The sequence below is a fragment of the Ectobacillus funiculus genome (assembly GCF_004138295.1).
Classification (GTDB): domain Bacteria; phylum Bacillota; class Bacilli; order Bacillales; family Bacillaceae_G; genus Ectobacillus; species Ectobacillus funiculus.
In genome coordinates, this window is the sequence record NZ_SCFM01000024.1 from 84687 (window position 1) to 105668 (window position 20982).

Genomic DNA, 20982 nt, shown 5'->3' on the forward strand with positions numbered 1-20982 from the left:
GAGTAGGAGCATGAAACAGTTATTTGATTTATCTGGGAAAACAGCAGTTGCCATTGGGGGAAATAGTGTACTGGGGTCCTCAATTGTTAAAGGACTAGCAGCACATGGGGCGAACATTGCAATCGTCGGGCGCAACTTGGAAAAGGCACAGGCGGTAGCTGGGGAAATAGAAGAAAATGGGGGAACTGCAAAGGCTTTTCAAGCCGATGTCAGCTCGCGTGATTCTTTAATCGGAGTGGCTAGTGAAATTGAACAATGGTCTGGTGGATGGGATATCCTTCTAAATGCACCAGGTAAAAATAGTACAACGCCTTTTTTTGAGCTTGAAATGGAAGAATGGGATGACATCATGGACGTGAACTTAAAAGGAATTGTACTCACTTGTCAGATTTTCGCGAAGAAAATGATTGAGCAAGAGCGAAAAGGAAGCATTATTAATATTTCATCCGTTTCTTCTACAACACCATTATCAAAAGTATTTACATATTCTGTATCAAAGGCTGGTCTTAATAGCGTGACGCAATATTTAGCACGTGAATTTGCCCCAAATGGAATTCGTGTAAACGCAATTATTCCAGGCTTTTTCCCTGCTGAACAAAACCGTAAAATCCTAAGCGCCGAAAGAGTCGAGTCTATTATGAACCATACACCTATGAAGCGTTTTGGTGCACCTGAGGAACTCCAAGGGGCAGCTGTTTGGTTAGCTTCAGAAGAGGCCTCCAGCTTTGTGACAGGGACTCTTATTCGCGTAGACGGCGGATTTGGAGGCATGACTATTTAACTGCAGGTTAAAAAGGAGAATTGAAATAAATAAGCTAACAGTAATTGCAACTAGGGATGGATATAGATTACTAGTAAAGAGGGGATGACACGATGTTGACAGAGAAATATGAAAAGCTAACGTCTATTCTCGGAGAAATGGGTTCTGTTGTTGTAGCATTCTCTGGGGGAGTAGATAGCACATTTTTATTAAAGGCAGCTGTTGACACGTTAGGAGCCGACCGTGTACTTGCCGTAACAGCTGATTCCGAAACTTATCCAACAAGTGAACTGGAGGAAGCAAAGCTACTGGCCGAAAAAATGGGAGCCAAGCATCAGGTGATTGAAACATCGGAACTAGCGATTCCTGGTTATACAGAAAACAATAAGAATCGATGCTACTTTTGTAAGAGCAGCTTATTCGATCATCTAATCCCGATTATGGAAGAAAAAGAGTTTCGGAATGTAGTATACGGAGTTATTGCTGATGATTTAAATGAACATCGGCCGGGCATGCAGGCCGCGAAGGAAAAAGGAATCCGCGGACCTTTGCAAGAAGCGAATTTGTTTAAGAAGGAAATTCGAGAGCTTTCACGTGAGTTAGATTTACCGACATGGGATAAACCTTCATTTGCATGCCTTTCCTCTAGGATTGCCTATGGGGAGTTGATTACGCAAGAGAAGCTGACTAAAGTTGAAAAGGCAGAAGCGTACTTAAAAGGCCTTCAGATTCGACAAGTACGGGTTCGAACACATCAAGATATTGCGAGAATTGAAGTAGAGTCAAATGATATGAAGGTTGTTTTAGAGTATCATGATGCTATTACAAAACAGCTTCAAAGCTATGGATATAAATATATTACCTTAGATTTAATTGGCTATCAGAGCGGCAGTATGAATAAGGTTTTATCGTAATAGTGTGGGGAAGACATTTACGGCAACCCAAAAAGAATGCATGTAAGTGGTGGATTAGCCAGATCCGTTCTTTGGCTGCAGATGTTGGCCGATATATGGAAGCAGAAATTTATATTTCAGAAAGCCATCACAGCGCTGCATGGGGAGGGCATGGACAGCTTTAGTCGGTATTAGCAAAGTGAGCTCCTTTGAGGAAATTAAAGGAAACTATCCCACTGGGACAGGCTGTTATTCCAAATAAAGAACGCAGCGTAATCTGCAAAGAAATTTACGAGCGGTATGAACAATGAGCAAAGGATTTATCTAAGTATTTTTAGATAAGAAGGTGGGGAAGCCAAATGTTAGAGGATATTTTGGAGCAGGTTCAAAAAGGAACGTTGAGTATAGCGGAGGCAAAGGAACAATTAGCTACATTTGAGAATTTAGGTTTCGCAAAGGTTGATCATCATCGAAAAAAACGGCAGGGCTTCCCTGAAGTTGTGTTTGGTGAGGGAAAGACCGCAGAACAAATCATTTCTATTAGTCAGTCATTACGCTCTCGAAACAGCCAAGTGCTCATTACACGAATCTCAAAAGAGAAGGCTGAAATCGTGAAAAGGGCCTGTCCAGAATTTATCTACCATGAGACGGCACAAATCCTATTTTGGAGAGAAAACACTGCCAGCGAAGACACTTCACAAGGATATATTGCTGTCGTTTGTGCTGGAACCTCTGATTTAAAAGTAGCTGAAGAGGCTGCAATTACTGCTGAAGTATTAGGGAGCAAGGTAAAACGCATTTATGATGTAGGAGTTGCTGGGATTCACCGGTTGCTCAGTCATCTTGATGATATACAGCAAGCTACCGTCATCGTGGTAGTTGCCGGTATGGAAGGGGCACTTCCAAGTGTAGTTGGCGGGCTTGTCTCTGCTCCGGTAATTGCCGTTCCAACAAGTGTTGGATATGGTGCCAATTTTCAAGGGCTATCCGCTTTACTTACAATGTTAAATTCCTGTGCTTCAGGAATCAGTGTAGTCAATATCGATAATGGTTTTGGCGGAGGCTATAACGCCGCACTTATCCATCAACTTGCGCAAAAAGGAGCAAAAACGTATGAAAACACTATATTTTGATTGTTTTTCAGGAATTAGCGGGGATATGGTAATTGGAGCTCTTATCGATGCTGGTGCAGACCCGAACGTGCTCGTAGAAGAATTAAAAAAGCTTAATATTGAAGATGAGTATGAATTGAAGTGGAACAAGGTTGTGAAAAATGGGATAACCAGTACAAAATTTGATGTAGTGTTACTAGGGGAAAGTCATCATCATGGGCATCACCATGACCATGATCAAGGACATCATCATAGCCATGACCACGAGCACGGCCATCACCATGGGCATAACCACGAGCACGGTCATCATCATGCCCATAGCCATGACCACGAGCACGGTCATCATCATGCCCATAGCCATGACCACGAGCATGGCCATCACCATGGGCATAGCCACGAGCACGGCCATCATCATGGGCATAGCCATGACCAAGAGCACGGCCATCATCATGCCCATAGCCATGAGCACGAACACGGTCATCATCATGAGCATAGCCATAACCACGAGCACAGTCATCACCACCATCATCGTGCGTATCAGGATATCGTAAAGCTTATTGAAACAGCTGGTTTTTCCGATCAAGTAAAGGATACAGCTTTAAAGACTTTTAAAAAAATTGGTGAAGCAGAAGGACATATTCATGGAATTTCACTAGAACACGTTCATTTTCATGAAGTCGGTGCCGTAGATTCGATTATTGATATCGTTGGAGCAGCTATTCTCATTCACCAATTAAATATATCCACAGTGAAATCAGCGCCAATTCCGGTAGGGACAGGGAAAATTCGTATTGATCATGGTATCTATCCAGTACCTGCACCTGCTACTTTAGAGATTTTGAAGAATGTACCGATTGAGCAATCCGATATTCGCTTTGAGCTTACTACTCCAACGGGGGCAGCGATTGTATCGGTGCTTGCGGAAGAATTTTGTGCTATTCCATCAATGAGAGTGAAGTCAATTGGATATGGTGCTGGGACAAAAACCTTTAAAAATCATCCTAATGTGCTTCGTGTCATCATTGGGGAATAATTATCACATTGTACGAGAGGGAGTATGCTAGATGGTTTCTCAACCGCCTCCAAATCACGAACATCTCGATGATCAAATGATCAAAATGGAAGTAAACCTTGATGATGTTTCAGGAGAATGGCTTGGTTATGTAATGGATTTACTTTTCGAGTCTGGGGCAAATGATGTCTTCTATACCCCCATTTATATGAAAAAGAATAGACCAGGGGTTTTACTGCAGTTGCTTTGCTCTCGTGAAAAGCTAGCTAAGATGGAAGAAATACTATTCAAAGAGACTACTACACTCGGAGTCCGTTATTATCCGTTGACTGTTCACAGATTGGAAAGAGTGTTTAAAAAGGTTACAACAGAATGGGGAACGGTGACCGTGAAGGAGGGGATGCTCGCTGGACAAGTCGTGCAAAGAGCACCCGAGTTTGAGGAATGTAAACATATTGCCCGCCTTTATAATGTTCCTTTGAAAAAAGTGTATGAACAGGTCTGGAAGGCATTGGAATAAGAACAGGATTCTTGTTTCTGAAAAATAAAAAGGTGAGGAGGTGACTGATCTTAGCTTTATATCAGTACTATTGTTAGGGTTTATTTTAGGAATTAAGCATTCAATTGAACTAGATTGATATTTATTGCATGAAGGTCATCTTTTAGTCACGCTCTACGCTGACTGCCAAACAGTTTTATCCTGCGAATCCTTCCGTTTCTCTCCTTTTTGAACAAAAACAATCAATCATCTTACAAAAACACTTTTGTTAATTTTTTACCATAAAAATACAAATAAATAAATAATTTGACTAAAAATTTAAAATTTTCTAAAAATATATTTACAAAATTAGGAAAATGGATATATAATAAAATTCACAATAATGATCAATTTCTAACAAATGTAAACAATCCATTTTAGTGTGAGAGGGATTGAACATTATGATTCCAGAAAAAAGGCAGGATGCGATCCTAGGATTGCTGAAGTTGAGGAAGATGATCAGCGTAGAAGAGATTGCAAAAGAGCTGAATATCTCAGAAATGACGGCTCGCAGGGATTTAACCCGCATGGAAGAGAGCGGCCATCAGATTGTGAAGGTTCGGGGAGGCGCTAAGTTATTAGAAGATCCAGATGAAGCAGGTACAAACTACTTAAATAACCGATTTTATCAACAATGCCTGACATGCCGAAGAGAAAAAGAGGCGATTGGGAAAATGGCCGCCTCCTTAGTACAAGAGAATGAAACGATTTTAATTGATGCAGGTTCCACGACCTTCCACTTTGTAGGGTATTTAGGGGGAAAAGCTGTGACTGCAATTGTAACCGCTACCAATATTGCAGAAAAGTTGGAAGGGCAGGAAAGGGTCACAACCATTTTAACAGGGGGCATTTTCCGCTCAAAGACGACAACACTGATTAATCCGCTTCTGGCTCAAAGCTTGACACAAGTATATGCAGACAAGGTGTTTATGGGAGTTACCGGCATTTCGATGAGTCATGGTTTTATGTGCCATGATTTTTTGGAGGCGGATGTCAAAAAATTGCTTCTTCAGTCTGGCAAGGAGATTTATTGGCTCGCTGATTCTTCCAAGCTGAATAAAATGGGAACGATTCAAATTGCGGATTGGCAGCCGCATGATTATTTGATTACAGATGATGGTATCGAGGCTGACATAAAGGAGGAGCTTACATCCAAATGTCGTCTTCTTATTGCTACAAGGAGGTGAAGTACGAGTGAAAACAAATATAATCATTGGCCAGGCAGGAGGGCCGACACCAGTCATTAATATGACGTTAAGGGGAGTGGTAGAGGAAGCGTACTATGCAGAGAGTATCGATCAAATATATGGAATGAGACATGGCCTTGAAGGGATTCTTGGAAAAGGAATGATTTCCTTACACGAAAAAATGGAAGCGGTTACAAATTGGTCTGAACAGCCGGGAGCAATCCTTGGTGGATCAAGGTACGCACCGGATGAGACAGATTTGGAAAAGATTCTGTGTTTTCTTGAAGAAAAGAATATCGGGATTTTTTGTTATATTGGGGGAAACGGTTCTTCCCGTACAGTAGCAGAACTGCATCGCCGTGCGAAGAAAGCCGGCAAATCAATCCGCTTTGTCCATATTCCGAAAACGATTGACAATGATTTGTCTGGAACGGATCATACTCCCGGTTATGGGAGTGGGGCCAAGTTTTTATCCGAGACAGTCAAATGGATCGGCACAGACATGGCTTCCATGAGAACATACGACAAGATAGAAGTAATGGAAGTGATGGGAGGGAACTCAGGCTGGCTTGCTGCATCGAGTGCCTTGTATAAAGAGCATCAAGACGACTACCCGCAGCTTGTGTATTTACCGGATCAATCTATTCAGCTTACCAATATTTTAATCGATATTGAAAGAGTTTATGAACGAACAGGAAGCGTCATGGTGATCATTCCAGACCATCTTCATATTGCAGGTCTCTCTCTACATACACATGATCCTACCGGAAGGAGATACAACGGAGGCATTGGTTTTAGACTTGTTCAGCAAATCCAGGATTATCTTGGATTGAAGACGAGGTTTACGGCTCCTTCGACCTTGTTTCGTACAAGTGTCAATCTCGTTTCTGGCACGGATCGTTTAGAAGCGTACCAGCTCGGCAGACAGGCTGTCCGCTATGCTCTTGCCGGGTATTCCGGGGGAATGGTCGGACTGCACCGTTTGTCTAATGAACCGTATGAATGCACGATTCAATGGGTCGATCTATTGGAACATACAAGCCTCGAAAAACCGCTGCCTTCGCATTATTGGGATCGAGAGAAACATATGCCAACAAGGAAGTTTATTGAATATGCTTTTCCGCTTATTGATAGTGAGATTCCGCATTCTATTTTTTTATAACCTCTCCCGGCTTAATTGCGACAGGCGTGTATACGTTTATCCTCGCCTGGAATGAATTTTTGTTTGCGGTCGTTCTCACGAATACGATTGATGCGCGTCCGTTGACCATTGGAATCGGCACATTAATTGGTGAGTATTCGACCGAATGGAACCAACTGATGGCTTTATCTTTTATGGCAGGTATTCCGATCATTCTCGTATTCCTATTCCTTCAGAAGTATTTTCTTCAGGGGCTTACGGCAGGAAGCGTAAAGTAGGCAGATCTTCTTCGCATAAGGAACAAAGAGTCTAGCCGTGGTACAGAATAGAAATGAATTTATTGTCCATGGTGAGAAGCTGGATGTTGGATGTAAAGAAATCAGCCCTATGCAAAAGAACCAGTGAGAGAATTACTGGTTCTTTTGCATTGTGCTAGTATGGGGGCAATCTCTAGGTGGAATTCTCAAGGGGTGAAGGTAGTCATAGTGGTTAGTTTAATACAGGGATATTCCGGAAAGAGGAAATTTTCAACAAACGGGAAGTCTGTTCAAAGCAAGATTGAATTCATATATAAATGATTTGGAGTAGTATCATAATTTTTAGATGAAAAGGGTATTGAGGTTCTGTGTCTCTAACAAGTCATATTTGCACCAGAACTGATATGACTATCTAGAGGTCTTTTGTTCTGAACAAAGACAATCGAGACAACTAGCCATAGCCATGCTCAGTAGCCACGCTAAAATAGTTGGTTCAGGACTATATTCATTATTATAATAAAAAGAGCGTATTTCAAAGAAGTTAGATTATCTCTTATAGGTTGTTTTTCCAAGTTTTAACTCGTCGAATTGGCTCGCTTTCTATGGGCAAGCTAGAGCGTATATAAGGTTCAATCCCATGATAAATGGGGTAATTTCTACTTTGCCCTGTTGATGTTTTCAAAAGTCATTCTCATTTCCATAGTAAGAAATAGGGAATATACATAAACCGCTTCTAATAGGCATAGGGTATTTTTCTTTAGGTTTGCTAGATGTAATTTCATATCGGTCATCCTCCTTGTGTTGTGGCTAGTAGTGATACAAGTATCATACTATTGATTTTCCGAACGATGTGAGTTCATGTCAGGTTTTCTTTCATGATTTTTTCGCATCCCTTGCGGAGCAGATTAGATATTGGGAATAATTTTTCAGGATGTCGGATTCGTAACGTCTTTTTGTGTCTAGAGGAATTGTTATTTAGGGTGAAGGAATGCCACTTTTTATATTCTTATACCTATCAATCCCTAGCTAGCCAGAGTGTAACAAAATCATGTGAGGATAGGGAAAGAGGGAGAAAGAATTAGATATGACAGTATGAATACAAGGAGATAAGTTACGAGACCAAAAAATATGACACATATTTATTCCTGCTAAAGTTAATTCGTGAATGAAGCAATATCTCAAGATAGGGCTTATAGCAGGTAGGGAAAGTAGCAAATGAGGGTAATCGATAGCCCTTATTATGCCAAATTGGGAATTTTTCTACAGGGGGTCTGTTTAAAGACTAAAATGATTCTTGTTAATCTGAAAGAGTAATGCGAGATGAAGGTCACGATCAATGATGTTGCGATAGAAAAAATTAAAACGGCCACATGAGTAAACAACGTATTCTCCCTTTCTCCGGAGGCTGTTATGTGAAACACAGCAGCTCCATCTAAGGGGAAGATAAGGGGGGTTAATGTGCGTACAAGTTACTTTCGGCACCCTATGTAAAACTACCGTCAAAAAAAATGGTCTGAATATAAAACTTTTTAAAAAAATCATTGAAATATAATGAAGTATGAGCTAAGATTAAATCAACTTAGGGTAATCGATAACCTTGATTGCCGTATCAAAGAATACTAAGATTTCAGCTGTAAGGAAGCTGCACTTCAACAGATAAGGGCAACTTTAAAAAATAGTGACCAAAGAAGGTTACTGTGTTGTTTGCCTGAAGGATATCGTATTTGTAAATTTGTTGAATTTGTAAGCGTTGTCCATCTGATTATGAAATCAATAGAAAATGAAAGCAAGAAAAAAACTAAAAAAGCGAAAGCAATATTAATAGGAGATGAGTAGTTATGAGTAATCAGGATATTTTATGGGGAATCGCTCCAATCGGTTGGCGTAATGATGATATACCAGAGATTGGTGCAGAGAATACATTATCTCACCTGCTGGGCGACATTGTAGTAGCGGGTTTCCAGGGAACCGAAGTAGGCGGCTTTTTCCCAGAAGCAAAAGTGTTAAATAAAGAACTCAAACTTCGTAACTTAAAAATAGCAGGTCAATGGTTCAGCGCTTTTATCATTCGAGATGGAATTGAAGAGGTATCCACAGCGTTCCATAAGTATTGTCAATACTTGCAAGATGTCAATGCTGCAGTGGCGGTTGTATCTGAGCAAACATACAGTGTGCAGGGGACTGATAAAAATGTTTTTTCTGAAAAACCTTGCTTCACGGATGCTGAATGGAAAACTTTATGCGAAGGTTTAAATGAACTAGGAAAGATTGCAGAACAATACGGTTTAAAATTAGTGTTCCACCATCATATGGGAACAGGTGTCCAAACATTGGCAGAAATTGACCGCCTTATGGAAAACACGGATTCGAACCATGTGCATCTGTTATATGATACAGGTCATATCTACGTTTCCGACGGTGACTATATGACTCTATTAAACAAGCATATGGATCGCATTAAACATGTTCACTTTAAAGATACGAGAAGAAACGTGATGGAAGATTGCAAGAAGCAAGGCAAATCGTTCATGCAGTCCTTCTTAAGCGGCATGTTTACAGTACCGGGCGATGGCTGCATTGATTTTACAGAGCCGTATAAGAAATTGCTTGAGTGCGATTACAAAGGATGGATTGTAATTGAAGCTGAGCAGGATCCATCTGTCGCTCATCCATTGGAGTATGCATTGCTAACTCGGAAATATATAGATGAAAACCTGCTTATCCTTTCCAAAAGCGATAAGGCAGTAACTATTAAATAAAATCAGTGTAAAGGTAATCATAACACATGTGTACAAAACAAGGCCTCGCTATATGGGGGCGGGGCCTTCGTTACACTGTAAGAGCGTCTATTATGAATGACAGTAGAGTGTTCCCTCCACTAGAAAAAATGAAAAGGTTTTCGAAAAAAAGCTACGAAAAATACCAAATTTCTGATCATTATACCATAAATGAGATGTAGGAATCGGTATAATATGCTTAAGGAAGAGAATGAAAGCGTTTGCTAAAGCGGTATCATTTGCAAGACGACATTAGAAGTAAAAGTGAGCTTAACTTGTTCTTCGTTTGTTGTTGAAGTGGTAGACTTTGGAATCGAGAATTGATGGATAATAAAAATTTGTATTCGTTTTATGCATTTGTCTAGGAACTTTTAAATTGGGTAGTGTGAAAAATAATAGAAGGGAAAGAATGATAATGATTTTGAAGAAGGCGCTAGAATTAACTAAGAGTATCGAGGACTATCGTTTGGATATGGACGAATTAGCAAAGAAGAAGGGTTTTTCTAATCCAGATGTAATAACAATCAGCCAGAAATTAGATCAGAAAGTGTTAGCAGTTCAAAAAATTCTATATACAATTTACACTCCGCAAACAGGTACACTTGATTATCAGAGTCACAAACATGGTTGAGACTTGTGAGTTGTGAGTATTGCTTCTGATAATTTGATTGGAATTAGCAGTATTCATTTTTAACAAAGATTCCAGATTTATGAAGCTTCACTAAATAGCAGTAGACTATGATGTGATGAGATGAAGTGAAAAAGTGTGTTTTGTGAAATTCTACAATTGCATAAAATGCTCAATGTATGATGTTTAGAGTATTTATATTTACTACAGGTGATGGTATATGCAATGGTAGTTGCGCTCGGGGTGTCACCCGTAACGAATTATATACTTTGAAGTTGCATTTACTCATGTATGCTCTATTTTGGTGGAACCAAGACTGAATGAAGGTTTTACAGTATCTTTTTTGCTATAGAGATAAAAAGCTTATACTGAAGTATAAAAATTAAAAAAGAATCTTAATTAGGTCTATGCGAACCCTACAATACTAGTGAAATAATCAGAAAAGCGTTATGGAAAAAGTTTGCTTAGTAAAGGAGCTATATGAGGTGAGGTGTGATTGAAAACAACTATAATCATTGGCCAGTCGGGAGGGCCGACACGAGTCATTAATATGACATCAAGAGGGGTGGGAGAGGAAGCGTACCAGACAGAGAGTATCGATCAAATATATGGAATGAGACATGGTCTTGAAGGGATTCTTGGAAAAGGAATGATGTCCTTATATAAAAAATGGAAGCGATTACAAATTGATCTGAACATCCGGGAGCAATCCTTGGTGGATCAAGGTACTCACCGGATGAGACAGAATACAGAAGAGCCAGTGAGAGAATTGCTGGTTCTTTTGCAGTTTGCCCGACATGGGTGCAATCTCTGGGATGAAGGTAGCATAAATCTAATGACTCTAAGTAATCTTTTGAATTTCAATTACCGTAATTATTTTACAAAATTAAAATATTACAAAACACAACACTAGAGTTTTTGAATTGTATTCCGGTTGATGAACTACCGTACTTAAAACTTGTGGTACTCTTAGGTGAAAATGTAAAAGAAGAAGGTCTTTATACAGACTTTAAGAAGCGAATGGAAACCGCTAGTGATCAGCTGACTGTTGAATGAGTTGACTGAGAAGATGTGCAAGAAAGAAAATACCAGGGGATAGTCCAGAAGTATCAACAAAAACATGCTGGGATTAACTATGCAGTGACGGAGTCGGTTTGAACCAGTTTTTTGATGTGAAAAATAGTAGCAGGAAATCAAAAAAGAACCTGGACAGCTTTACCAGGTTCTTTTATATTGCACAAAAATAGACACAACGATATAATTAGATTACGACTGAGTTTTATCGTATAGACATAATTATCTCATCTTACAATTTAATTGTACCACGCCGGTAAGCTCTTGTCAAATGTTTTTTCCCAATTTTATGGTTAGGAGAGATGTTGAATGAGTTCTTTGGTTCTCGGTTTTCAGGAAATGGATAAAACACAGCTTTTGCTCGTTGGTGGAAAAGGGTTAAATTTAGGGGAATTATCAAAAATTCAAGGAATACAAGTACCAGAAGGATTTTGTGTTACGACAGTGGGATATCAAAAAGCCATCGAACAAAACGAAACATTTCAAGCGTTGTTGGATCAACTAACACTGCTAAAAGTAGAGGATCGAGATCAAATTGGTGAAATCAGCAGGAAGATTCGACAAATCATTATGGAAGTGAAAATTCCTTCCGACGTTGTGAAAGCAGTTACTCACTATCTCTCCCAGTTTGGCGAGGAGCATGCTTATGCAGTGCGTTCTAGTGCGACCGCTGAAGATTTACCACATGCCTCTTTTGCTGGTCAACAAGACACCTATTTAAATATCATCGGCAAAGAAGCAATCTTGCAGCATATCAGCAAATGCTGGGCTTCCCTATTTACGGATCGCGCGGTAATCTACCGTATGCAAAATGGATTTGACCACAGTCAAGTTTATTTATCCGTTATCGTTCAAAGGATGGTTTTCCCGCAGGCTTCAGGGATATTATTTACCGCTGATCCGATTACATCTAACCGAAAGCTGCTATCAATCGATGCCAGTTTTGGACTTGGAGAAGCATTGGTCTCTGGCTTGGTATCTGCCGATTGCTATAAGGTGAAAGAGAATAAAATCGTCGATCAGATGATAGCAACCAAAAAATTAGCTATCTATGGACGAAACGAAGGCGGAACAGAGACACACGACATCGCTCCTGATCAGCAAGAGAAGCAAACACTTACTGACCAACAAATTTTACAACTGGCACGCATCGGACGACAAATCGAAACTTATTTTAGCTGTCCGCAAGATATTGAATGGTGTTTGGTTGATGATACGTTTTATATTGTCCAGAGTCGGCCAATCACTACTCTTTTCCCCATCCCTGAAGCGAATGATCAAGAAAACCACGTGTATATATCTGTCGGCCATCAGCAAATGATGACAGATGCTATGAAACCATTGGGATTGTCTTTTTTCCTGTTAACGACTCCTGCACCCATGCGGAAAGCCGGTGGAAGGTTGTTTGTTGATGTCACACATCAACTGGCTTCACCCGTCAGTAGAAACAATTTATTAAATGCGATGGGTCAACACGATCCGCTCCTCAAAGACGCACTTATGAACATCATTGAGCGTGGAGATTTTATAAAATCGTTACCAAATGATACTACAGCACCGAATCCCACGAGAGGCAATACCGATATGTTGGCACAAATCGAAAACAATCCATCAATCGTTTCTGATTTGATTCAGCGTAGTCAAACATCCATAGAAGAGTTAAAACAAAACATCCAAATGAAGTCAGGTTCAGATTTATTTGACTTTATTCTTGAAGATATTCAGGAATTAAAGAAGATTTTATTTGACCCACAAAGTTCAGCTGTATTTATGGCTGCTATAAATGCTTCAACATGGATCAATGAAAAAATGAACGAGTGGTTAGGTGAAAAAAACGCGGCAGACACGCTTTCTCAATCGGTACCAAACAATATTACTTCGGAAATGGGTTTAGCACTATTGGATGTCGCCGATGTGATTCGTCCTTATCCAGAAGTAATTGATTATTTACAACATGTAAAAGATGATAACTTTTTGAATGAACTGGTTAAGTTTGGTGGTGGACAGGAAGCTAGAGACGCAATAATAGCTTTTGTCAACAAATACGGAATGCGATGTGCCGGAGAAATCGATATCACGAAAACTCGGTGGAGTGAAAAACCAATTACACTTGTCCCCATGATTCTTGGTAACATCAAAAACTTTGAACCGAATACCAGCAAGCGGAAATTCGAGCAAGGGCAGCGTGTTGCTTTGAAAAAGGAACAAGAGTTATTAGACCGATTGAAACAATTACCGGATGGTGAGCAAAAAGCCAAAGAAACCAAACGTATGATTGACCGAATCCGGAATTTCATCGGTTATCGTGAATATCCAAAATACGGCATGATTCATCGCTACTTCGTTTATAAGCAAGCTTTACTGAAAGAAGCCGAACAACTCGCACAAGTGGGCGTTATTCTTGAAAAAGAAGATATATACTATCTCACTTTTGAAGAACTTCTTGATGTTGTACGGACCAATAAATTGGATTACCAGATCATTAACAAGCGAAGAGACGAGTACAAATTATATGAAAAACTGACTCCCCCGCGTGTGATCACATCTGATGGTGAAACACCCTCAGGTAAGTACAAACGAGAAAATCTCCCAGCTGAAGCTCTTGTGGGTCTGCCTGTTTCTTCCGGAATTATAGAGGGACGGGCGCGTGTAATCTTAAATATGGAAGATGCTGATCTAGAAGATGGAGATATATTAGTCACATCCTTTACTGACCCTAGCTGGACACCGTTGTTTGTATCCATAAAAGGCCTAGTAACCGAAGTTGGTGGACTGATGACCCATGGAGCAGTTATCGCACGTGAATATGGCTTACCAGCAGTTGTTGGAGTGGAAAATGCCACCAAACTGATAAAAGACGGGCAACGAATTCGCGTGCATGGAACAGAAGGTTATATTGAGATATTGTAACAGCTGAATATTTTGTACCCACCGGAGCCTATACGGAAGGGCTTGAGGGGAGAATCGCCCCTCACGGTTTTGGTTTTTGCTATAATAACCACTATGTAGCTTTAATTTTTAATAAATAGGGGAGCGGAGTGGGATATGGAAAATAACGTTTTTGAACAGATGGCAAAAAGATATGATACAGAAGAAAGAATCGAATTAGCCAAAGTTATAGTTAAGGAAGTAAGACCAGAATTACGAAATAGTAAATCAAAATCTTTAATAGATTATGGGAGTGGTACTGGTCTAATTGGTTTAGAATTATCAGATTTAGTACATTCTATTTTGTTGGTAGATTCATCAGAACAAATGTTGGAGGTTGCGAAAGCTAAAATTTCTCACAAAGGAATTACCAACTCAAAAGTCCTTTATTCAGATTTTACTCAAGAAACTCCTGAACTTAAGGCAGACATAGTTTTAATGTCACTAGTCCTTCTTCATATTCCGGATACTAAAAAAATTTTACAAGAATTGTTCAACATTTTAAATAATGGTGGCAAGCTAATTATTATTGATTTTGACAAAAACGATAAAATAAATCATCCGAAGGTTCATAACGGTTTTTCGCATGAAGAACTGAAAAAAAGATTATCCGAAGTTGGATTTAAATCAATTGAAATTAAGACATTCTATCATGGTAATTGTATTTTTATGAATCAGGATGCCTCAATGTTTATATCAAGTAGTATAAAGTGATTTCTTATTTTTTATTTCTTCGTTCACATAATCTCTAAAAAAGAACCATTCATATCAAGGGTTTTGGCCTTTGACATTGTGAAATGTCATTGGTCTAGTTTATTCCCTGTTGATGTGACTGGTTCTTTTGACATTTTTGGTTAGTTAACTTTCTGTTCTTGATCGTTTCTTGGTGTTATTTTTATTTTTGGAATTAAGGTTTAGAAACGAGATTTCGCAGAGCGAAAATCGAATTTCTTCTTTTCTTGATATGTTATGTAGTATATAACCTTTTATATGGGATTCTGACGCATGCCTATCAAGCTAATTTCCATATTCCCCTAAAACGAAAAAATGAATTGAATTCCTACAAACAGCTGTGGCGAGATAAAGTTTTTGGTTTTGGGGGATTTCAAAATATTAGGTTTGATGAGTATACATCAGGGGAGATTCATGAATAAACTGAAGGTCGTTTAAATCGAACTGTACATGAATTATATTTCCGTAAACAGGGGATAATGATACAAATTTACTTTATATAGGCGATGGTAAGATGAAGATTTTTCGCAATAGACGACCAAGAAGTAATTTGTATGAGCCTCAAAAACAAGTAAAGGACATTCAAAATAAAAAGATAAGCATAACCTTATCAGAGAATCTTGTAGATTTGTATACCCTTTTCACCCATACTCCTGATTTAATTGTACGACACTTGGATATTCAGAAGAGTGGTGAGAAAGCGATTCTGATTTACCTTGCAGGTCTAACTAATTCAGACGCCATCCATGACCATATCCTTCGCCCGTTAATATATGGAGATGAAGATAAGGAGAATCCCAATTTACCGATATCGATTGGTCACATAGAATCATCGAATGATTGGAAAGCGCTTGAGAACAGTATCCTGCAAGGAAAAAGTGTATTGTTAGTCGAGGGACGAGACAATGCAATGATCTTTGACACCCAGGGATGGCCACAAAGAGCGATTGAAGATCCACAGCTCGAAGCCTCTTTAAAGGGTGCGCATCAAGGGTTTGGAGAAACAGGCAGTAAAAATATCGCGTTAATCCGCCGCTATATTCCTAGCCGTGAGCTAAAAATCAAAGAGGCCACAGTTGGACGCCGAGGAAAGTGTAAGGTTTCCATTCTGTACTTAGAAGATGTTGCACATCCAGAGGTATTGCAGGAGCTGGAGGATCGTATCCGCCAATTAGATGTCGACACGATTCTTAATGCAGGAGAGTTAGAGGAATTTATTGAGGATAATTCTTATTCTCCATTTCCGCAATTTATCTCAACGGAACGACCGGATGCGGCTGCTTCTCATATTTTGCAAGGAAGATTTGCTGTTATGGTGGATGGGTCACCCGCAGTATTGATTGCACCGGTAACGCTGATAGCTTTTTTTCAAAATGTGGATGACTATAGCTCACGCCTGCTAACTGCTAATTTTATACGGTTACTGCGGTTGCTTGCTTTTTTTATGGCTATTTTTTTGCCTGCACTTTATATATCTTTGATTTCATTTAATTATGAGTTAATTCCTGTCAAATTGTTGCTCAACATTGGAAAATACCGGGCTGAGGTGCCTTTTCCGCCGCTAATTGAAGCGCTTATTATGGAGATTGCTCTTGAAATGCTGCGCGAAGCAGGGGTACGCCTTCCCGCTCCTATCGGGCAGACCGTAGGGATTGTAGGGGCTATTGTGATCGGTCAAGCCGCTGTACAAGCTGGGATCGTCAGCAACATGATGATTATAGTTGTCGCCTCTACCGCTATTTCTTCTTTTATTATACCTAATCATGATATGAGTGCAGCCATCCGGATATTGCGATTTCCAATGATGTTGATAGCGTCTTTGTTTGGGATTGTAGGTATTGTGGTTGGTTTGATTACTTTGATTGGGCATCTTATTTCTTTGGAATCGCTGGGCACTCCATATAGCAGTCCATTTGCTCCAGCCCATTTTTCCGACTGGAAGGATGGTGTTTTTCGTGTTCCACTCTGGAAAATGAAGCAGCGTCCTATGAGCACAAGAGCGATTCAAGCAAAGAGGCAAGGCTCCAATCACCCTCAGGGGGATGACAAGTGAAAAAGTATGCTTACAATGAAATTACCCTAATGCAATATATTTTTTTAATACATGGCGCGCAAGTGGGAATCGGTGTACTGCAGCTCCCGCGAATCTTGGCAGAAAAGGCAGGTACGGATGGTTGGATTCCTGTTATCTTTGGTTGGCTGTTATCTGTTATCTCAAGCCTAATCATTGTTCAAGTAATGAAGAAATATCCAGAGGGAACTCTATTTGATTTGTTAACAAATTATTTTGGAACATGGGCAGGAAAAGCCATTGCTCTTTGTATGGCTCTGTATTTCGCTCTGAAGGCATTTTCTGTTATTCAACGGTCAATTCTCTTTATTCAAGTATGGATTGTACCAGGAGTAGCTGGTTATGTGCTCATGGTTTTATTCGCTATCCCTATTTATACGATTGCTCGTAATGGGATTCGCATCATCGGCCGGTATGCAGAGCTCGTTTTTTTTCTTATATTATGGATGCCTCTCTTTTACTGGTTTGCTTTGCGGGAAAGCCATCACTGGATTTACCTTCTCCCTTTGTTCAAAGATATGGAGAAAGCACTATTGGCTACTCAATCTACTACATACTCTTTTTTGGGCTTTGAAATTGTGTTTTTGCTATACCCATTTTTACAAAAGAAGCAAAAAGCTTCCATCGGTGTTATCATCGCCAGTTCATTATCAATGCTCGTATATTTATTTGTAACTCTTGCTAGTTTTATCTTTTTTAGTCCAGACGAAATTACTCTATTTAACGAACCGACATTGAGCATATTAAAAGTAGTGGAATTTCGATTTATAGAGCGAATGGAGATTATTTTTCTTGCGTTTTATTTGTTAGTGCTTTCTAGGGCCTGGATGATTCATATGTATAGTGCTGTTTTCTGTACAAGTTGGCTGTTCGGGAAACAGGATCACAGCAAACATTTGCTCTTATTATTACTGGTGATGGTGATGATCATGTATTTTGTCACTCCTACTTTTAATCTAAATGACCAATCGCAAGGACTGGTAGCGAAAATTGCATTTCCCTTCATATATACCGTTCCTTTATTTTTATGGATTTATTTAAGTATCCATGAACGTATTCGCGGAAGGGTTACCAAATGAAGTGGTGGATTGGACTTTTGCTGTTGCTATTTTCTCTAATAGTCCTTCCATCAGGAATTGTACAACAACCATACTTGGAGGATATAGCGTTTACCTTAGCATTTGGTGTAGATTTGAATAAAGAAAATGAGTTGGTGTTTTATGAAACTAGTCCTGTATTCGGTAAAGAGGTGAAAGAAAAAGTAGAAAGATTTGATGTCAAGGCAAAAACGATCCGGCAATCCAGAAACGAATTCGACAAGCGCAGCGCTAGTATGTTCATCGATTCAAAGCTTCAAGTTCTGCTTATCGGGAAACGATTGCTTCAAAATCCTAATTGGCTTTCCTTATTAGATGTCTTTTATCGTGATTCTAAAGCTACAGTCAATCCTAGAATCATGATCGTAGATGGTCCTGTCTCAGAGATCATGCACTTTAATCCTAAAGACAAACCCATCACCTCGATATATTTAAGGTCTCTAGTCGATACTTCACATGCAAGAGGGGAATCTGTAAAAACAACGCTGCAGAATCTGCATCAGCAGATGTTTGATAAAGGCATCACTCCCTCCATCCCCAACATTAAAATGGGGAAAGAGGTTATATTGACTGGCAGTACACTGTTAAACGAGAAAGGAACGTACAGTACTTCGCTTAATTCTCAGGAAACAACCTTGTTAGAAATACTGCAAGGGGACAAGTCCGATTTCTACCTTACCCTTCCTGTTGTAAAAGGGGAAGAGGAAAATGCAATCGAAAGAAACATGTTAAGCTTTAATGCTCATAGCGTAAAAGTGAAGATTTATCCTGGATATAGTCATGATAAATTCAAATTTGACATTCATGTTAATATGTACATCGAATTAATGGAACGTCTATTTCCATTTGATATGAGAAAGAATACTGACAAACTAGAACAGCTGGTAGAAGAACAACTGAAAATGGAGCTGGGCAATTTTATAAAGAAAATCCAAAAAAATAAAATTGACCCAATTGGCTTAGGGGTATATGCCAGAGCCTATCAAAACAGATATTATGAGCAAGTGCAGAATCATTGGGGCAAAGCGCTAGAAGAAGCAACTATCAATATTTCTGTAGATGTAACAACACGATCCATGGGGTCTATCAAATAACCAAAGAAAAAGGCGTTTACATTCTTTCAAGGAAGAAAAGAATGTAAACGCCTTTTTATAACACTGTAAGAAAGAAATTTCTAGCTGGAAGACCATTCGACGTAGCGAGAAATTTTAGGAATACAGTATAAGTGCAACTATGCTTCTGTCTTTGTTTAAAGGCAGGGCTCGCCAATCAGCGAGTTTTCTTTATGAAGGTGCATTATTTGTAAGCAATTTTATCCCTCTACAGTTATTTATGAGAATTCAGCTCAATTTTTTATTCTGAAGAACAACGAATTTCTTAGGTTGATAGATATAGGGAGGGTCCCCTAAAAGAGGGGATAGAAGCTATGTCCAAGGTTGCAAATAAGATAAGAAAATGGTCTTTTCTCATTATGAAATATGTAAACGCTTAAATTTTTTAAAAATAATTTTGTGTGTTTTTGTCTCTTTTTGTAGATAGCCTTATAAGATGAGTTCAGATTCATTGATTCAAAGTGAAAGTGTTGATAAGGGGGATGTACATGAAAAAGTTTGGCTTAGCTACACAAATTTTTGTTGCACTTGTACTAGGTATTATTGTTGGAGCTGTTTTTTATGGAAACCAAACAGCAATTGCTTATATTGTACCAATTGGTGATATTTTCATTCATGCAATTAAAATGATCGTTATGCCGATTGTAATAGCTGCACTGGTTGTTGCGGTAGCGAGTGTAGGTGATATGAAAAAGTTAGGGAAGCTCGGCGGCAAAACGCTCCTTTATTTTGAAATCGTTACCACGATTGCACTTGGGCTCGGATTACTGGCTGCAAACCTGTTTCATCCAGGTTCTGGTGTAGATATAACTCACCTGGCAAAAGGGGATATCTCAGCATACGAACAAACGGCAACCGCCACACAAAAGAATGGTTTTGCGGAAACAATCGTTCATATCGTTCCAAAAAACGTCTTTGAATCAATGGCGCAAGGCGATCTACTACCGATCATTTTCTTTTCCGTTTTATTCGGCTTAGGAGTTGCGGCGACTGGAGACAAAGGGAAGCCAGTGCTTCATTTCTTTGAAGGTGTGCTAGAAGCAATGTTTTGGGTAACAAATCAAGTGATGAAAGCTGCACCGTTTGGAGTATTCGCGCTAATTGCGGTGACAGTTGCCAAATTCGGCGTGGGTACGTTGCTTCCGCTTGGAAAGCTAATCTTAGTTGTGTATGGAACTGTAGTATTTTTTGCTGTTGTGGTGTTGGGGATAAACGCGAAATTGACAGGAACGAATATTTTCACGCTTATAAAAATTTTGAAGGAAGAACTTATTCTTTCTTTTACAACTGCAAGCTCTGAGGCAGTGCTTCCGAACATTATGAAAAAGATGGAGCAATTTGGTTGTTCGAAGGCGGTCGTTTCTTTCGTTATTCCGACAGGCTACACATTCAACCTGACGGGCTCAGCGATTTATCAATCACTTGCCGCGCTGTTTGTTGCGCAAATGTACCATGTTCATATGTCACTGACAGCGCAAATCACATTATTATTTGTGCTCATGCTAACTTCCAAAGGTATGGCAGGGGTCCCGGGCGCTTCTTTCGTTGTTGTACTGGCAACACTCGGTTCTATGGGACTGCCGTTAGAGGGAGTTGCTTTAATTGCTGGTATCGACCGTATTTTAGATATGGTTCGCACCTCTGTGAACGTATTAGGAAATGC

General features: G+C 39.5%; 17 protein-coding genes. All 17 read left to right on the plus strand.

Going from position 1 to position 20982, the window contains the following annotated elements; all coding sequences use genetic code 11:
- The first annotated feature begins 10 nt into the window (after positions 1-10).
- Complete coding sequence (locus tag EP737_RS16090; RefSeq protein WP_129728985.1) at positions 11-781, plus strand: SDR family oxidoreductase; 771 nt, start codon at positions 11-13, stop codon at positions 779-781.
- A gap of 92 nt (positions 782-873) precedes the next feature.
- Positions 874-1674 (plus strand): ATP-dependent sacrificial sulfur transferase LarE, encoded by an 801-nt coding sequence (gene larE / locus EP737_RS16095; RefSeq protein WP_129728986.1) that lies wholly within the window; start codon positions 874-876, stop codon positions 1672-1674.
- A gap of 338 nt (positions 1675-2012) precedes the next feature.
- Complete coding sequence (larB, locus tag EP737_RS16105; RefSeq protein WP_129728987.1) at positions 2013-2786, plus strand: nickel pincer cofactor biosynthesis protein LarB; 774 nt, start codon at positions 2013-2015, stop codon at positions 2784-2786.
- Entirely contained in the window at positions 2767-3798 is a 1032-nt protein-coding gene (gene larC / locus EP737_RS26585) for a nickel pincer cofactor biosynthesis protein LarC (RefSeq protein ID WP_129728988.1), read from the plus strand. The genes larB and larC overlap by 20 nt, the downstream gene beginning before the upstream one ends.
- Before the next feature lie 31 nt (positions 3799-3829).
- Positions 3830-4297, plus strand: a complete 468-nt coding sequence (gene larC2 / locus EP737_RS26590; RefSeq protein WP_129728989.1) for a nickel pincer cofactor biosynthesis protein LarC2 — start codon at positions 3830-3832, stop codon at positions 4295-4297.
- A 419-nt stretch (positions 4298-4716) separates the two neighbouring features.
- Positions 4717-5502, plus strand: coding sequence for a DeoR/GlpR family DNA-binding transcription regulator (locus EP737_RS16120; RefSeq protein ID WP_129728990.1), 786 nt, complete (start codon positions 4717-4719; stop codon positions 5500-5502).
- A gap of 7 nt (positions 5503-5509) precedes the next feature.
- Complete coding sequence (locus EP737_RS16125) at positions 5510-6664, plus strand: diphosphate--fructose-6-phosphate 1-phosphotransferase (RefSeq protein ID WP_165350825.1); 1155 nt, start codon at positions 5510-5512, stop codon at positions 6662-6664.
- Positions 6665-6690: 26 nt separating this feature from the next.
- Positions 6691-6921 (plus strand): carbohydrate ABC transporter permease, encoded by a 231-nt coding sequence (locus tag EP737_RS16130; RefSeq protein ID WP_205650955.1) that lies wholly within the window; start codon positions 6691-6693, stop codon positions 6919-6921.
- A 1817-nt stretch (positions 6922-8738) separates the two neighbouring features.
- Positions 8739-9659 carry a myo-inosose-2 dehydratase gene (gene iolE / locus EP737_RS16135; protein ID WP_129728993.1) on the plus strand — a complete coding sequence of 307 codons (921 nt, stop codon included), beginning with the start codon at positions 8739-8741 and terminating at the stop codon, positions 9657-9659.
- Positions 9660-10086: 427 nt separating this feature from the next.
- Positions 10087-10308, plus strand: coding sequence for an aspartyl-phosphate phosphatase Spo0E family protein (locus tag EP737_RS16140; protein WP_246040284.1), 222 nt, complete (start codon positions 10087-10089; stop codon positions 10306-10308).
- Between the two features lie 493 nt (positions 10309-10801).
- Positions 10802-11218 carry a hypothetical protein gene (locus tag EP737_RS16145; protein WP_129728994.1) on the plus strand — a complete coding sequence of 139 codons (417 nt, stop codon included), beginning with the start codon at positions 10802-10804 and terminating at the stop codon, positions 11216-11218.
- 470 nt (positions 11219-11688) lie between these two features.
- Entirely contained in the window at positions 11689-14289 is a 2601-nt protein-coding gene (ppsA, locus tag EP737_RS16150; protein ID WP_129728995.1) for a phosphoenolpyruvate synthase, read from the plus strand.
- 135 nt (positions 14290-14424) lie between these two features.
- On the plus strand, positions 14425-15021 hold the full coding sequence (locus EP737_RS16155) for a class I SAM-dependent DNA methyltransferase (protein ID WP_129728996.1): 597 nt from the start codon (positions 14425-14427) through the stop codon (positions 15019-15021).
- Positions 15022-15553: 532 nt separating this feature from the next.
- On the plus strand, positions 15554-17092 hold the full coding sequence (locus EP737_RS16160; protein WP_129728997.1) for a spore germination protein: 1539 nt from the start codon (positions 15554-15556) through the stop codon (positions 17090-17092).
- Positions 17089-18189: a GerAB/ArcD/ProY family transporter gene (locus EP737_RS16165; protein WP_129728998.1), complete on the plus strand. Its 1101-nt coding sequence runs from the start codon at positions 17089-17091 to the stop codon at positions 18187-18189. The genes EP737_RS16160 and EP737_RS16165 overlap by 4 nt, the downstream gene beginning before the upstream one ends.
- The gene (locus EP737_RS16170) at positions 18186-19301 is read left to right on the plus strand and encodes a Ger(x)C family spore germination protein (protein ID WP_129728999.1); all 1116 of its coding nucleotides are present in this window, start codon (positions 18186-18188) and stop codon (positions 19299-19301) included. Before EP737_RS16165 ends, EP737_RS16170 begins: the two co-directional genes overlap by 4 nt.
- Positions 19302-19807: 506 nt before the next feature.
- Positions 19808-20982, plus strand: a 1175-nt coding sequence (locus EP737_RS16175; protein ID WP_129729000.1) for a cation:dicarboxylate symporter family transporter, incomplete at its 3' end; no start/stop codon positions are given.

Coding starts and splice junctions, on each gene's coding strand:
- EP737_RS16090 (WP_129728985.1), top strand. CDS start 11: ATGAAACAGTTATTTGATTTATCTGGGAAAACAGCAGTTGCCATTGGG.
- larE (WP_129728986.1), top strand. CDS start 874: ATGTTGACAGAGAAATATGAAAAGCTAACGTCTATTCTCGGAGAAATG.
- larB (WP_129728987.1), top strand. CDS start 2,013: ATGTTAGAGGATATTTTGGAGCAGGTTCAAAAAGGAACGTTGAGTATA.
- larC (WP_129728988.1), top strand. CDS start 2,767: ATGAAAACACTATATTTTGATTGTTTTTCAGGAATTAGCGGGGATATG.
- larC2 (WP_129728989.1), top strand. CDS start 3,830: ATGGTTTCTCAACCGCCTCCAAATCACGAACATCTCGATGATCAAATG.
- EP737_RS16120 (WP_129728990.1), top strand. CDS start 4,717: ATGATTCCAGAAAAAAGGCAGGATGCGATCCTAGGATTGCTGAAGTTG.
- iolE (WP_129728993.1), top strand. CDS start 8,739: ATGAGTAATCAGGATATTTTATGGGGAATCGCTCCAATCGGTTGGCGT.
- EP737_RS16140 (WP_246040284.1), top strand. CDS start 10,087: ATGATAATGATTTTGAAGAAGGCGCTAGAATTAACTAAGAGTATCGAG.
- ppsA (WP_129728995.1), top strand. CDS start 11,689: ATGAGTTCTTTGGTTCTCGGTTTTCAGGAAATGGATAAAACACAGCTT.
- EP737_RS16155 (WP_129728996.1), top strand. CDS start 14,425: ATGGAAAATAACGTTTTTGAACAGATGGCAAAAAGATATGATACAGAA.
- EP737_RS16160 (WP_129728997.1), top strand. CDS start 15,554: ATGAAGATTTTTCGCAATAGACGACCAAGAAGTAATTTGTATGAGCCT.
- EP737_RS16170 (WP_129728999.1), top strand. CDS start 18,186: ATGAAGTGGTGGATTGGACTTTTGCTGTTGCTATTTTCTCTAATAGTC.